This is a genomic window from Collinsella sp. LCP19S3_C9 (genome assembly GCF_052121575.1).
GTDB lineage: Bacteria > Actinomycetota > Coriobacteriia > Coriobacteriales > Coriobacteriaceae > Collinsella.
This window is the reverse complement of the sequence record NZ_JBQKDZ010000002.1, coordinates 159,896-175,050: the sequence shown is the minus strand read 5'-3', so window position 1 is coordinate 175,050 and position 15,155 is coordinate 159,896. Positions and strand designations below refer to the sequence as shown.

The 15,155-nt window shown below is 62.8% G+C and carries 8 protein-coding genes; 5 read left to right on the top strand and 3 right to left on the bottom strand.

Annotated features, from left to right (window positions below; translation table 11 throughout):
• Positions 1 to 2: 2 nt before the first annotated feature.
• Complete coding sequence (gene mnmA / locus ACTQXI_RS01725; protein ID WP_441548199.1) at positions 3 to 1,268, bottom strand: tRNA 2-thiouridine(34) synthase MnmA; 1,266 nt, start codon at positions 1,266 to 1,268, stop codon at positions 3 to 5.
• An 18-nt stretch (positions 1,269 to 1,286) separates the two neighbouring features.
• Positions 1,287 to 2,225, bottom strand: a complete 939-nt coding sequence (gene cysK, locus ACTQXI_RS01720; protein WP_154515926.1) for a cysteine synthase A — start codon at positions 2,223 to 2,225, stop codon at positions 1,287 to 1,289.
• A gap of 251 nt (positions 2,226 to 2,476) precedes the next feature.
• On the opposite strand from cysK, the gene ACTQXI_RS01715 reads away from it, so the two are divergent.
• Entirely contained in the window at positions 2,477 to 2,905 is a 429-nt protein-coding gene (locus ACTQXI_RS01715) for an RrF2 family transcriptional regulator (protein WP_154515923.1), read from the top strand.
• A 137-nt stretch (positions 2,906 to 3,042) separates the two neighbouring features.
• Here the strand turns inward: ACTQXI_RS01715 and ACTQXI_RS01710 are convergent, their stop codons facing one another.
• Positions 3,043 to 3,408: a phage holin family protein gene (locus ACTQXI_RS01710; RefSeq protein WP_154515920.1), complete on the bottom strand. Its 366-nt coding sequence runs from the start codon at positions 3,406 to 3,408 to the stop codon at positions 3,043 to 3,045.
• Between the two features lie 326 nt (positions 3,409 to 3,734).
• Between ACTQXI_RS01710 and ACTQXI_RS01705 the strand changes: the two genes are divergently transcribed.
• From ACTQXI_RS01705 to dnaE, 4 genes are all read left to right on the top strand, one after another.
• Entirely contained in the window at positions 3,735 to 4,034 is a 300-nt protein-coding gene (locus tag ACTQXI_RS01705; protein ID WP_154515917.1) for a YerC/YecD family TrpR-related protein, read from the top strand.
• 274 nt (positions 4,035 to 4,308) lie between these two features.
• A complete protein-coding gene (locus tag ACTQXI_RS01700) occupies positions 4,309 to 7,407 on the top strand; it encodes a PD-(D/E)XK nuclease family protein (protein ID WP_441548198.1) in 3,099 nt (1,032 codons plus the stop codon).
• Between the two features lie 3 nt (positions 7,408 to 7,410).
• Positions 7,411 to 11,037, top strand: a complete 3,627-nt coding sequence (locus ACTQXI_RS01695; protein ID WP_441548197.1) for a UvrD-helicase domain-containing protein — start codon at positions 7,411 to 7,413, stop codon at positions 11,035 to 11,037.
• 262 nt (positions 11,038 to 11,299) lie between these two features.
• Positions 11,300 to 15,103, top strand: coding sequence for a DNA polymerase III subunit alpha (gene dnaE, locus ACTQXI_RS01690; RefSeq protein ID WP_441548196.1), 3,804 nt, complete (start codon positions 11,300 to 11,302; stop codon positions 15,101 to 15,103).
• Positions 15,104 to 15,155 lie beyond the last annotated feature (52 nt).

Genomic DNA, 15,155 nt, shown 5'->3' with positions numbered 1-15,155 from the left:
GGCTACCTGATGGCGGCGGTTACGGTGCCGCCGCCCAGGACGACGTCGCCGCGGTAGACTACAACGGCCTGGCCGGGGGCGACGGCGCGCTGCGGCTCGTCAAAGGTCAGAAGCATCTGTCCGTCGGCGCCACGTGTAAGGGTCGCTGCCTGGTCCTTTTGACGGTAGCGGTACTTGGTGCCCACGCGAATGTCGCCGGACGTGAGCTCTGCCTCCATGCGGTCGGCAGGGGCGCTCCAGATCCAGTCGTTGGCCGTGAGCGCTGTCGCCGTCAGGTCCTCAGCCTCGCCCAGATGCACAATGTTGTTGGCGGCATCGACGCCCGTTACATACACGGGGCGCGCCATCGCGACGCCCAGGCCCTTGCGCTGGCCGACGGTATAGCGCAGTGCGCCGTTGTGGCGTCCGACCACGCTGCCGTCGCGCCATACAATATCGCCCGGCTCGGCGGCATGCCCGCAGCGGCGCTCGATATAGCCCGCGTAGTCGCCGTCCGCGATAAAACAGATATCCTCGCTCTCGGCCTTCTTGGCGTTGATGAAGCCCTGCTCGGCGGCAATGCGGCGCACGTCGCGCTCTTTGTCCAACCCTGCCAGCGGAAAGATTGTGCGTGCCAGGCGCTCTTGCGTGAGCGAATACAAAAAGTAACTCTGGTCCTTCTTGGAGTCTTCGCCGCGGTGCAGCTGCCAGGTGCCATCGGGCGCTTGGCTCGTTTTGGCGTAGTGACCCGTGGCAATGTAGTCGCAGCCCATATCGAGCGCCGCGTCGAGCAGCGCGCCAAACTTAATATGGCGGTTGCAGATGATGCACGGGTTGGGCGTCAGCCCCTCCTGGTAGGCGGTCACGAAGCGCTCGATAACGTTGCGGTCGAAGGCCTGCTGCAGGTCGAGCACATGGTGAGGTATCCCCAGGCGATCGGCGACGGCCTTTGCATCGGCGATGTCGCGGTCGACCTTGCTCATGCCCCTGACGGGATCGGGCGCGGGGCAGGTGAGGCGCATGGTGACACCGACGCATTCGTAGCCTTGGCACTTGAGCAGATAGGCAGTCACGCTGGAATCGACGCCGCCGCTCATGGCGACGAGCACGCGCTTGTTGTGCATGGGGAGGTTCTCCTTGGTGGCATGTGGCCAAAAAAGAAAAGCGGCGCGGGAGGCTGGTTCCGCGCCGCAGACATTGTAGCAAGTTCGGACGTCTCGTGGGACACCCTGACGGGATGGGCTCAGACCGCCGGGAGAGAGAGGAGGCAGGTTCGTCCCTGAGCTCAACCTATGGGAAAAAAGGCTCTAGTCCTGGAACAGTGCCGTGGACAGGTAGCGCTCACCGGTATCGGCGAGCAGTGCCACGATGGTCTTGCCCTCGTTCTCGGGGCGCTTGGCTAGCTGCAGCGCGGCCCACACGGCGGCACCGGACGAAATGCCCACGAGCACGCCCTCCTTGTGGCCCACGGCGCGGCCGGTGGCAAAGGCGTCGTCGTTCTCGACGGGGATGATCTCGTCATAGACCTGGGTGTCGAGGACGTCGGGCACAAAGCCGGCACCGATGCCCTGGATCTTGTGCGGACCGGCCTGGCCCTTGGAGAGTACCGGGGAGGTGGCGGGCTCGACGGCGACAACCTGAATCTCGGGGTTCTGCTCCTTGAGGAACTCGCCCACACCGGTCACGGTGCCGCCGGTGCCAACGCCGGCGACGAAGATGTCGACCTTGCCGTCGGTGTCGTCCCAGATCTCGGGGCCGGTCGTGGCCTTATGGATGGCGGGGTTGGCGGGGTTCACAAACTGGCCGGCGATGATGCTGTTGGGGGTCTCCTTCTGCAGCTCCTCGGCCCTGGCGATGGCGCCCTTCATGCCCTTGGAGCCGTCGGTGAGCACGAGCTGTGCGCCGTATGCCTGCATAAGCTTGCGGCGCTCGACGGACATGGTTTCGGGCATGGTGATGATCACCTTGTAGCCGCGAGCCGCCGCCACCGAGGCGATGCCGACGCCGGTGTTGCCGCTCGTGGGCTCGATGATGGTATAGTCGCCGCCGCGCACGAGCTTGCCGGCCTTCTCGGCCTCGTCAATCATGTTCTTGGCGACGCGGTCTTTGACGGACCCGGCGGGGTTGAAGTATTCCAATTTGACGAGCACGCGGGCCTTGAGGTCCTCATCGGCCTCAAAGTGAGTGAGCTCCAAAAGCGGGGTGTGGCCGATAAGCTGATCGATGGACGTATAAACCTTGCTCATGGTGAACCTCCAAGTGTTCAAATGACTGGATACCGTGTAGTTTTACGGTGGCCTAGTAGCTAAACCCATAAACCTTATAGGTTGTTCATTTAGCTGTTGGCAAGCATAGTAGACACTAAAGCCTAGTAATGCAATAGGAAATAGGAGATTATTACGAGCCGATTAACCACCTTGACTGGAATGGGTATTTTCAAAGCCAATTTTTCGGCTAGAATTTCAACGGATTAAAAGACCGAAAGGCAGCACTATATATGTTGGTTTCTACTAAGGGCAGGTACGCCCTGCGCGTTATGGTCGACCTGGCCGAGCACCAGGCGGCCGGTCGCATCCCGCTCAAAGAGATCGCGGCGCGACAGGGGATTTCCGAGAAATATCTCGAGAACATCTTGGCTACGCTCGTGCGCGCCAACATGCTCTCGGGCATGCGTGGCAAGGGCGGCGGCTACGTGCTCACGCGCCCGCCCGAGCAGTACACGGTGGGAGAGATCTTGCGCCTGACCGAGGGCAGCCTGGCGCCGGTCGCCTGCCTGGATGGCGACTGCAAGGGCTGCTCGCGATCTGATGAGTGCCCCACGCTCGACGTGTGGAAGAACCTGGACAAGCTCATCAACGACTACCTCGACGGTGTGACGCTCGATGCGCTCGTCGCCCCCAACGGGGGCTACGACTACGTCATCTAGCCCCACCAGCCATTTGGGGACGGGGTAGAAATGGTAGATTCTTTTGTCCTCTGAGGCTTGACAAAGGCGAAGGCCGTCCATCGTTGCGATGGACGGCCTTCGTTTTGGCGTGTTGTGGCGGTCCGTATCCGGTTGCTTTAGTTCCTGGCGATGCTGTCGAAGATGCTTCGAGTGATGGACACCAAAATGCTACCCATAAAGGCCGACCCAAAGCCGGCAATGGAGATGCCCGCGCCCAGCAGATTTACCGATAGGTAGCTGGCAAGCTCGAGCATAAAGCTGTTGACTACAAGCTGAAAAATACCCAGCGTGATAATGGTGAGCGGCAGCGAGATGACCGTCAGGAGCGGCTTGACGAGCGAGTCGACGACGTTGAGGAACAGTCCCACAAAGGCAAAGCAGACCCAGGCGTCGGCCATGCCGAAGGGCTGAATGCCGGGGACGAGGAACGTGGCGATCGCGATAGCGATTGAGGTCAAAAGCCAGTTGAGCAAGAAGCGCATGGTGGGTTCCTTTCCGGTGCGCGTGACGTGTTGGTGGCGCGTAAGCTCGTTTGCCGCGGCGAATCGGATGGTTGCCTTGGCGTGCGCCTCTGCGTTGGGCGCCCATTGTCTCAGATATTCGTGGAGCTTGCGTGCGCATTCGGTTTCAAAACGGCGTTCGTCCTAAAAAACGCGCCGCTGACAGAGAGTCTTGTCACTTTAGTTTGGTGGTGTGCTAAACTGCTACGGGCAAAAGCCACATGCGTTGCCCTATTGCATAGAATGGGCGAACGATGCCCGGTGCCAGTATCAACTTCGATGCCTTTTGGCGGGTTTGGCGGTGATCGATGAATATTGAGAACATGTTTGACAAGCCTGATGTCAAGCAGCTAGTCCACGCATTTAGTCTTTTGGACGACGAGAAAGATATCCAAGCGTTTTTGACCGATATCTGCACACCGCGCGAGATTTGCGATCTATCGCAGCGTCTGCAGGTCGCGCGCTACCTGGATGAGGGCGAGCCCTATGTCGAGGTTCAGGTCCGTACCGGCGCTTCGTCCACCACGGTGAGCCGTGTATCCAAGGCGCTCAACGGCGAGTACGGTGGCTACCGCAAGATCCTCATTAAGCTGGAGGATGGCGAATAGGCCGCGGCAAAACGAATTGTGAAAAACCGCTCCTCCGGGGGCGGTTTTTATATACCGAATAATTGGTGCAAAGGGGACAGGCTCGCTTGCACCAATGTGGTGCAAGCGAGTCCGCCCCCTTTGCACCAACGGACGAGTCCGCCCCCTTTGCACCAATGCGGTGCAAAGCGACTTGTCTCCAAAGCACCAAAAGATGAAGCTGCGGTGGCAATGTGTCCGCTTGGGCGGGTAGGATGGATGCACTGATTATTGCGAACAGTTTGAGTGGAGGGCCATGTCTGTTCGAATCTATACCACTAATGCTAGCACGGATTTGAGCGATGCCGAGTCGGCGCTGCTTGCCGACCTTATTGCCCGCCACGGGCGTGCCGTGCTGCTGGCGCCAACGTTTGCCGAGCTCGACCTGTGCCGTCATGATGCGGCGGAAGCCGGCGTTTCGCTGGGCATCGATTACAAGACGCCCGCGTCGTGGCTTCGCTCGCTTTGGGAGCTTTTGGGCGACGGGCGCGGTTTCGTCGACAACCTGCAGCGCCAGATGCTGTTTTCGGACATGGTCACGCGTCTCGATGATGTCGACCTGCAGCCGCTTTCGCGCAGCCAGGGCACGGTGCGCATGCTTGCGCGCATGGCCCGCGATGTGCTGCCAGGTGTGGCGGGGACAGCTGCCGAGCGATGCCGTGGCAACAATTGCCGGCCTGAGCCAAAAAGCGATGCCGAGGCTCGTGTGTTCGAGCTTTTGCGTGCCTACGCGGGCGGTCTGGACCGTCGAGATATGGTCGAGCCCTGCGAGGCGGCTGACATTATGGCCAGCGCTCTGGCCGATAATCTGCCGGCGTGCGCCCGTGCCGTCTGTGTACGCGGCGTCACGTCGTTTACGCACGGTCTGCTCGAGCTGCTGTCTGCTGTGGCGAACAGTGGGGGAGAGGTCGTCGTGCTGCTTGCTCGCGAGCAGGCGGCGATGCGCGAGGAACTTGCCGCGGCATTTGATGCCAGCGGTGTGCTGTTTGAGGTCGCGCCGCTGGGGGAGGACGCCGTCGCGTCTGATGCCGCTTGTGGAGCTACCGCTCAGCCTGCCTTTATTGAGGTCGCTGGCCCCCACGCCCGCGCTCATGCTTATGCGGACGCAATTGATGATCTGGTAAAAGCGCGCCAGGGTTTCGGGGCCGACGATACCGCCGGCCTCTCCGCCGACCCCGTACGCGTGCTCGTTGTTTCTGCCCGGGCACCCCAGCTGTTCGGTGAGCTCGCCTCTCGTCTGGCGGCTCGTCATATCGCTGCCGAGACAACTGAATTCACGGCGTTTTCCCAATCCATTGCGGGCAGGCAGTTTGCGGCGCTTGCCAGCTTGATCGAGCGCATGAAGGCGGCCGATGAGGGTGTGGCGTCAAAGACCGAGTGGTGGCCCGCGCCGGAGCTTACCGACTGGATCTACAGTCCGCTTTCGGGCGCTGATGCCGCCAATGCCCGTATCTTCGATAAGAATATGCGTCTCTCGCGTAGCAAGACTACCGCGGGCGTTAAGAGCCTGCTGCAGAGCGTGCAAGGCCAGGTGAGGGGCGCACGCAAGGCGGCGAGCGACGAAAACTGGTTTAAGAACGTACCGTGTGTGGTCTCGGACGTGTTCCAGGCACTGTGGCGCGACAAGCCCGTGACGGCGCTCAAGGCCATGCTTGCCGTTGCCGAGGCGTTGCCCGATCGCTCGCTGGGCAGCCTGGATGGCCAAGCTCGTCGCCAAGCGGAGACGGCCCTGCTGCGCCACGCCATCGACATCCTTATGAATGACGCCCGCGCGCTCGACGTGTCACAGGCCGCGACCGTGCCCGTGCTCGATGGCATTCGCACCAAGGTGGACAAGCGTAGCACCGCCTACGATTACGAGACCTACGAGGTTGACGGTGCGCCACGTGCCCAGGTTCGCTTTGCCTCGCTTGCCGATGCGGCGGCTCTGCGCCCCGGCAGCTACGATGCCGTGCTGTTTGCCGATGTCGATCTGGACGGCTATCCGCTCTCACACGAGGAAGGACCGCTGGCCACGTTGGCTGCGAGCCTTGGTCGCGAGGGCGTGACGCTTGAGCCTGCGGCCTTGTTGCGCGTGCGCTTTGGCCACGCGATGCGGGCGGCACGTGGCCCGGTTGCGCTTGCGCGCGTGACGCACGATCGCCAGGCGCGCGAGTGCTATCCGGCTGCCGTGTGGACCGAGTTGCGGGCGCATGCCGAGGCCACCGGCGCCGCTCAGGTGACATGCGTGGGCGAGGGCGATATCGTAGGTGATTTTGACCCTGCAGCCGGCAAGGGCCTCAAGCGCGAGCGCGTGGCATGCGAGGCTCCTCAGCATTTGAGCGAGGCGGCCGTGCCATATCTGGTCTTGCGCCATCGGGACGGTGAGGGCGAGGACGCGCCGCTTGTACCGCGTCTGACGTCTGCCTCGCAGATCGAGGCCTATTCCACCTGCCCGCTGTGCTGGTTCGTCTCGTATCGCGTTAAGCCCCAGTCTATCGACGCGGGTTTTGGCAACATGGAGAAGGGCAACTTTGTCCACGACGTGCTGGAACATCTGCATGCCCGTTTGCCCCAAGAGGGCATGGAGCGTGTGACGCCCGAAAACCTGCCGCGTGCGCAGGAGCTGCTGCACGAGGTCTTTGCCGAGACCTTGGCCGAGCACGCCGGCAAACGTGGCAACGAGGGCCCGCTGGTGCCGCTCTCGCCGGTGGAGGAGCGTCAGGTGGCCGAGATCTTGCCGCAGCTGGAGGGCGTGCTTGCTTACGAGTCCGAGGCGCTTGCCCCCTTCGCTCCGCGCTACCTGGAGTTTGCGTTCAACGAGCTCCAGGTCGAGTATGCCGGCTGGCCGCTCGGCGGGCGCATCGACCGTGTGGATGTGGATGCCGAGAATCGCGCTGTGGTGATTGACTACAAGCATCGCACGGGCGTTGAGGAGTTTAAGCTCGCCGACCCCACGGTGCGCGACGAGGAATCGGGTACGGCGCCCATCGACGATCCGCGCTGGTTGCCGCCACATACCCAAACGCTCATCTACGCCCAGGCCATGCGCCGGGCGCTGGATTTGGATACCCGTGCGGCGCTCTATTTTTCGACCAAGGGCGGCAAGCCCGCGTTGCGCGGTGCCGCGAGCGCCGAGCTGCTCGAGGAAGAGCGTGGCGACGGTCGCATCCCGGGCCTTAAGAAAGGTTTCCCCGGCGAGGGTGGCAGCATGGACTTCGACGCCCTGCTCGATCGCGTGGAGGCCGGCATCGCCGAGCGCTTGCGCGAACTCGAGGCGGGCAACGTCACTGCTGTCGACCCGGCGTCGACGCAGGCCGCGCATGCCCGCTGCTCGTATAACCACGAAGGAACGTTTGTAAGGAGGGACGTGTAGACCATGGATCTTTCGACCTTGATGCCGCAACAGCTGCAGATCGTCAAGACGCTCGACCGTCCGCTGTTTGTCTCGGCGGGCGCCGGTTCGGGCAAGACCTTTACCCTCACGCGCCGCATCGTCTACGCGCTCTCGCCCGAATCCGGTCCGTTCGTCGAGCATCTGGACCAGGTGCTCGCCATTACCTTTACCAAGGATGCCGCGGCCGAGATTCGCGATCGCGTGCGCCGTGCGCTTATCGACGAGGGCATGGACGAGGAAGCGCTGACCGTCGACGACGCGTGGATCTCGACCATTCACGGCATGTGCTCGCGTATCCTGCGCGCACACGCGCTGGAGTTGGGCATCGACCCCGAGTTCACGGTGCTCACCGATACCGACGAGCTCATGGACCAGGCTGTTGAGCATGTGCTGGCCCGCGCGACGGCACCCGATGCCGCCCCCGAGCTCGCGGCATCGCTCAAGGCCCTCTACGCCTGGTATCCCATGGCGGGCGAGGGCGGCCCCTTTGGTGCCGGCACGACCATCAAGGGTCTGGTGCGCGAGATGCTGGAGCTCTCGAGCCAGCTGCCGGGCGGCATGGACGACGTGTGCGTGGCGCGTGGCCAGGCCGATACCTCGGCGCTCGCCGATGCCTATCGCGCGGCGCTGGGCGCAAGCAAGGCGGCGACCGAGAAGGCGCAGACGGCGCTCGACGCCATCGACGCGTTCGAGGCGAGCGGCAAGACCATGGCCGATGCGGCGCGACTCATGATGTCGTGCGCCATGCCGCGCGCGAGCAAGGCGTTCCCCAAGGAGCAGGTCGAGCTGCTCAAGGCCGAGGCCGCCGATGCATTTATCAATATCGTGCTTGCCTGCGGTGGCCCCGCGCTCGATGCACTGGTGGGCTTGGCCCGCTCTGTAGAGGCCGAGTATCGCGCACTGAAGGCCGCCCAGTCCGCCCTCGATAATAACGACCTGCTGCGCATGGCCTACGAGGCCCTGCGCGATTACCCTGCCATTCGTGCTGCGTACGAGGGCCGCTTTAAGATGGTCATGATCGACGAGTTCCAGGATACCGATCAGATGCAGGTCGACCTGATCCGTTACCTGACGGGTGCGGGGGAGCGCGCGCTGTGCACCGTGGGCGATGCGCAGCAGTCGATCTATCGCTTCCGCGGCGCCGAGGTCGAGGTGTTCCGTCGCCAGGAGCGCAAAGTGGAATCGACGGCGGCGTCGGAGACGGTTGCCACGTCCGATGCCCCCGCCGGCGAGCTCGTCAAGCTCGTGCGCAACTTCCGCAGCCACGACGAGGTGCTGCGCTATGTGGCCCGCGTCTTCGACGGCGATGACGGCGGCCTGATGCAGGGCTTTTTGGATCTTGAGGCGAGCGACGGCCGCAAGGACACGCTGGTGGCGGATGCCTCGCGCCGCCAGGCCCTCTTTGTTGCCGGCGGCAGTACGCAGGAGCGCACACAGGCCAAGGCCCGCGCGATCGCGGAGCGATTCCGCGCGCTTGCCGATGCCGGCCAGCCCCAGGGCGGCATGGTGCTGCTGCTGGGCCGCATGACCAACGCAGACGTCTACGCACAGGCCTTCCGTGACCAGGGGCTCGACTGCGTCATCGCGGGCGGCTCGGTCTTTGCCCAAGCTGCCGAGGTGCAGACGGTGCGCGCCCTGGTTTGCGCCCTCGCCAATCCGGCCGATACGGCGCAGGGCCTTATGCCACTGCTGGCCTCGCCGATGTTTGCACTCGGCGCCCAGGAGTTCCTGGCGCTGGCGACCAAACTCGACGATCAGACGGGCGAGACGTCGCGCCGCAACATCGATGCGGGCATCATGAGCGATTCCGATGTGCCGGGCTTGCAGGGCTTGCCGCTCGTGACGCGTGCCCGCGAGGTGCTGCGCTACGCACTGCGTCGCGTGGGGCGTGATTCGTTCGCCGCCATCGCGCGCGACGCGGTCAATGCCTCCGGCTGGTTTGTGCGCCTGGCGCAGCGCGGCCCCGAGGGCAAGGCCATCGCCGCCAACGTGCTCAAGGCGCTCGATGCCGTGGCCGAGGCGGAGGCCGAGTTCGGTAACTCGCCGCGCTCCATTGCGCTTGCCTTCGATCGCTTCCTGGCGGGCAAGGAGGCCCCGGGCGCCCTCAACGAGGAGGGCGACGGCGCGGTGCGCATCATGACGGTTCATGCCTCCAAGGGTCTGGAATATCCGGTCGTGGCGGTCGCCGAGTGCTTTGGCGTGCGTAAGTCCTCGGGTGCGGCACAGATGGGTCGCGTCGAGGGCGGAGCGCGGGTCGTGGCGCTGCCGGCACGCTTCGACGGCGTTAAACTCGCGGACGGCACGTTCGTAAAGGGCGATGACGTCAAAAAGCAGTTTGAGCATGCGTTTAAGGGCAAGGGCACGTCGCTGTGGCTACCACCGGAGCTCATGGAGGACGTCTGTGCGACGGGTTCTCCCGCCGAGGCATTTGCCCGCCTGCGCAACGACGATCTGCAGCTTTCGCTCGAGGAGCGGGCCCGTTTGCTCTATGTTGCCATGACCCGTGCGCGCGAGCTGGTGATCTTGGCGATGGATGCCGGTGTGAGCCGTGGCAAGGTGACGGCGCCGACCTTCGATGTCGAGACCGATCTGACCTACGACGTGCTGCGCCGCATTCTGCCGACCGACGCTCTGGACATGCCGCAGCTCGATGCCGACCGCCTGGTATTCGACAACTCCCAGCCGGGCGACTACGAGCTCATTTCACTTTCGGACTTTACCTTTGGCGAGCAGGCGTTTGAGGCCAACGCTTCGCTGGATGCCGAGGGCAGGCTCGTTCGTGGCGATACCGATGTCGCCGATAATGCTGCGCACTCAACCGTGCCCGGTCCTGCCGACCCCAAGCCCGATTCGTTTGAACTCGTATATCCCCAGGCGGCGGGCGTGCGCATGGGCACGTGTCCGTTCCCGGCGCGTGATTCGTACAGCTATTCGTCGATCGCCGCGGCGCTCCATGCCGAGACGGAAGACCGTGCCGCCGAGGCGCGTGTTCCCATGGACGAGGCGGGCGACGATGCCGAGTCGGATGGCTCGGAGATGGCCGATGCAGACGTGGCTGCTGTCGAGCCCGCCGGCAACCCCATGGCGCTGGGCTCGGCGTTCCATGCCGCCTGCCAGTGGCTCATCGAGATGGGTGCCAATGCGCTGCCCGCTGAGCGTGCCGATGCGCTGACGCGCCTGTGGTGCCTGACGCCGGAGCAGCGCGAGCGTTTTGACGTTGCCCTGAATCGCTGGCTCAGGTCGTCGGTCCGTGCCGAGCTTCTTGCCTGGCCGTGCGTCCGTGCCGAAGTGCCGTTCTTCTCGCTGGGCTGCGAGGACAAGGACATTGCCCGCTTCGGTGCATATGCCGAGGGCGCCATCGATGCGCTGGCGACCGACCCGGCCGATCCGTCACGCGCACTGGTTATCGATTACAAGACGGGTGGCACGCCGGATGAGACACCCGACCAGCTGCTCGAGAAGCACGCCCTGCAGGCGCGCGTCTATTCGGATGTTCTGCATAAGGCGGGCTTTAAGACGGTGACCGTCAAGTTCGTCCGCGTGGAGCAGACGGTCCCAGCCGTCTTAGTCGAGCTCGCCGAGCCCCAGGTGGTCACCTACAACCTCTAACCCTCAATAACGTGCGGTGGGATCCTTTTCGATTCCACTGCAGCTCAGGGGTAGCTAATTTGGGACGGGGCTTTTTTAGCTACCCCCATACATCGGTTGAGATGTATTCCGACCCCGACTCGTTCGCCGTCAGTCAAAGGGTAGCTAAAAAAGCCCCGTCCCAAATTAGCTACCCGTGTGGGTTTGGCTAGGTTCGGGCGCTGTCCGTGCCGTGGGGTAAAATCGTTCAGTCAGAACACGAACCCGCATCGGAGCTCATCACATGGCATTCGTCCATCTGCACAACCACACTGTTTTCTCCATGCTCGACGGCGCAACCCGTATCCAGGATATGGTCAACCGTGCCGTAGAGCTGGGCATGCCCGCCGTGGCCATTACCGACCACGGCTACATGTATGGCGTGCCCGATCTGGCCCTGGCCTGCGACGCCGTCAACCACAACACGCCCGAGTACAAAACTTGGAGCCACGACAAGGCCTTCTTGGAAAAGGACCGCCGCGACGAGCTGGTGGAGCCCGATCCCGAGGCAAACCCGCGCGAGCATGCCCAGTATGTGAAGGACATGGCCATGTGGGACGAGAAGGGCAATATCGACGAGCTCAAGCCGCCTCTGGTCATCAAGCCCATCTTTGGCTGCGAGGTCTACTTTACGCCGGACGAGACGCTCGCCCGCGACCACAAACCCGAGCTCTACCACATGATCCTTCTGGCCAAGGACCAGGAGGGCTACGTCAACCTGATGCAAACGGTCTCCGAGGCCGCCGTGCAGGGCTTTTACTACAAGCCGCGCGTGACGCTCGACAACCTGCGCCGCCACGCCAAGGGCATGATCTGCACCAGCGCCTGCATCGCGGGCATCATCCCCAAATACATCGACCGGGGCGACATGGAGGGCGCCATCAAGTGGGCCGAGACCTTCCGTGATACTTTTGACCCCGGCGACTTCTACATCGAGATCCAGGAACACGGCATCACCACCGATAACGGCCTGACCGACGAGCAGATGGACCGCACGCTCATTGATATCGCCAAACAGGTGGGCGTCAAGGTCATCGCCACCAACGACTTCCACTACCTGCGCCGCGAGGACGCGCCCGTGCAGGACGTCATCATGTGCATCGGCATGAACGCCAAGGTCGACGACCCCAACCGCATGCGCATGACCGGCTCGGAGTTTTACATGAAGACCGAGGAGGAGATGCGGGCGATGTTCCCGTATTGCCCCGAGGCCTGCGACAACACGCTCGAGATCGCCGACAAGTGCTACGTTGAGCTGGACTGGGACTCCATCATCCTGCCGCGCTTCCCGCTGCTCGATCCCGGCGAGACGCACGAGAGCCAGTTCCGCCGCGAGTGCGAGAAAGGCCTGCGCCAGCACTACGGTGACGACTGGGCCACGCGCGAGATCGGTGGCGTCAACATCAAAGAGCGCTTTGAGTACGAATACAAGGTCATTTGCGACAAGGGCTTTGCCGCCTACTTTTTGATCGTCGCCGAGTACGTGCAATGGGCCAAGGACAACGGCATCGGCGTCGGCCCCGGCCGTGGCTCGGCCGCCGGCGCTATCGTCGCCTACGCCATGAACATTACCGCGTTCGACCCGCTCGAGAACGGTCTGATGTTCGAGAGGTTCCTGTCCCCGCAGCGTACCGAGATGCCCGATATCGATATGGACTTCGACGATGAGCGGCGTCTCGAGGTCGTGGAGCACGTTCGCCAGCTCTACGGTCCCGAGAAGGTCACCCACGTCATCACCTACTCGACCATTAAGGCCAAGCAGGCCATCAACGACGCCGCGCGCGTCCTGGACTACCCGGTCTACATGGGCCAGCGCCTGTCCAAGATGGTCTCGAGCGACCCCAAGGTCAAGCTCAAGCAGGTGCTCGAAAAACAACCCGGCAAAGAGGATCTGTTTAACCCCGACTTTGCCGAGGCCTATAAAAAGGACGACGACGCCCGCCGCATCATCGACACGGCGCTCTCGATCGAGGGCCTCACCCGTGGCGAGGGCGTGCATGCGTGCGCCGTTCTGATCTGCCGCGACCCCGTCAACGAGCACGTGCCCACCAAGCTCGACACCAAGGGCGGCGTCGAGATTACCCAGTACGAGGGCCATACCGTTGCCGACATGGGCCTGCTCAAGATGGACTTTTTGGGTCTGCGTACGCTGACGGTTATCTCCAAGGCCAAGGCAAACATCAAAAAGAACTTCGGCATCGACATCAAAGAGGAAGAGATTCCCTTTGACGATCCCGAGATCTTTAAGCTCATGGGCTCCGGCCACACCGCCGGCGTCTTCCAGGTCGAGTCCGCCGGCATGACGGCCACGATCAAGAACATGAAGCCCACCGAGTACAAGCACGTCGTGGCATTGATTGCCCTGTACCGCCCGGGCCCGCTGGGCGCCGGCATGGTTTCGTCCTACATCAACCGTATGAACGGCAAGGAGCCGGCCGTCTCCTACGACGACCGTCTGGACGACATCTTGGGCGAAACCTACGGCACCATGGTCTACCAGGAGCAGGTTATGCTCATCTCCGTCGAGATGTGCGGCTTCTCCAAGGGCGAATCGGACTCGCGTATCCGTAAGCCCGTGGCTAAGAAGAAGATCAAGCTGCTCACGTCGACGGTGCTCCACTGGGAGGATGGCTCGGACGAGACCACCTACGACCACTGGATGAACGGCGCCATCAAGAACAACTACACGCGCGAGGTCGCCCAGAAGATTTGGGACGATGTTCTCGAGTTCGCGTCCTACGCCTTCAACAAGTCGCACTCCGCCGGCTACGCCATCTTGGTTATGCAGACGGCGTGGCTCAAGGCGCACTATCCGCACGAGTACATGGCGGCCGTCCTGACGTCCTATACGGGCAAGACCGACAAGATCGTGCACTACGTCTCGGCATGCCGTCACGACGGCATCCCCGTGCTTTCGCCAGATGTCAACGAGTCCGGTACCGAGTTCACGGCTACCAAGGAAGGTGTGCGCTTTGGTCTGGCCGGTATCCGCGGCGTGGGCACCGGCGTGGCGCAGGCGATTATCGCCGAGCGCGAGGCGGGCGGTCCGTTTAAGACGCTGCATGACTTTGTCGAGCGCGTGGATTCGAGCCAGGCCAACCGTCGCGTGATCGAATCGCTCATCAAGGCAGGTGCCTTCGACTCCACGGGGTATCCGCGTCGTCAGATGATGCACTTTGTGGACAAGAACAACCCCGAGAACATCATCGATGCCGCGGCAAAGCGCCAGAAGGATCGCGCGAGCGGCCAGACGTCGTTCTTCGACATGTTTGGCGACGTTGAGGGCTCGGGCTTTGAGGTGAGCGTACCCGATCCGGATGGCCAGGAATGGGACCGCCACCTTAAGCTGAGCCAGGAGAAGGAGGTTCTGGGCATCTATGTCTCGGACCACCCGCTGCGCCCGTTTGAGTATGCGCTCAGCAAAGCGCGCGACTTCTCGTTCTCGCAGATCGACACCGGCTACGAGGTGCAAAACCCCACGGGCGGCACCATCAACCAGGAGATTCCCGAGGGCAAGGCGCTGTGGTGGGCCGGTATGGTCTCGAGCGTGTCCAAGCGCGTGACCAAAAACGGCGACCCCATGGGCATCGTGCAGCTCGAGGACATGGAAGGCGAGGCCACCGTCGTGGTGTTCCCCAAGACCTTCAAGGAGGCAGAGGGGTATCTGTACGGCGAGGTCGATCCCGAGACCGGCGCGCAGCTGTCCGATGCGTTTGTGCGCATTAAGGGCAAGCTCGAGCGCTCTGACCGCGGCGATCAGATCATCGCGCAGGAGATTGTGCCGCTTGAGCTCAACGAGGAGAACAACAAGCCCAAGGTGTTTGAGGTCATGGTGCCCAACAGCCGCTTTAGCCAGGGCAACATGGCGCGTCTTGCCACGGTGCTCACCACCAACCCGGGCGGCGACCGCGTAGAGATCTTTATCGAGCAGGCGGACGGGCGCGTGCTGCGTGCCGAGGTACCTGCTAAGGTCAACGCACGCTCGATTCCGCTGTTGGCCGAGGCCAAGGCCATCGTGGGTAACCAAGGCAGAGTGACGGTGATCTAAGGACGCCGTTGGCGGGGTAGCTAATTTGGGACGGGGCTTTTTTAGCTACCCT

What these genes read in the sequence shown, in the direction of transcription:
- ACTQXI_RS01695 (WP_441548197.1), top strand. Translation starts at nt 7,411, where the DNA reads ATGGATCTTTCGACCTTGATGCCGCAACAGCTGCAGATCGTCAAGACG.
- ACTQXI_RS01715 (WP_154515923.1), top strand. Translation starts at nt 2,477, where the DNA reads ATGTTGGTTTCTACTAAGGGCAGGTACGCCCTGCGCGTTATGGTCGAC.
- cysK (WP_154515926.1), bottom strand. Translation starts at nt 2,225, where the DNA reads ATGAGCAAGGTTTATACGTCCATCGATCAGCTTATCGGCCACACCCCG.
- ACTQXI_RS01700 (WP_441548198.1), top strand. Translation starts at nt 4,309, where the DNA reads ATGTCTGTTCGAATCTATACCACTAATGCTAGCACGGATTTGAGCGAT.
- dnaE (WP_441548196.1), top strand. Translation starts at nt 11,300, where the DNA reads ATGGCATTCGTCCATCTGCACAACCACACTGTTTTCTCCATGCTCGAC.
- ACTQXI_RS01710 (WP_154515920.1), bottom strand. Translation starts at nt 3,408, where the DNA reads ATGCGCTTCTTGCTCAACTGGCTTTTGACCTCAATCGCTATCGCGATC.
- ACTQXI_RS01705 (WP_154515917.1), top strand. Translation starts at nt 3,735, where the DNA reads ATGAATATTGAGAACATGTTTGACAAGCCTGATGTCAAGCAGCTAGTC.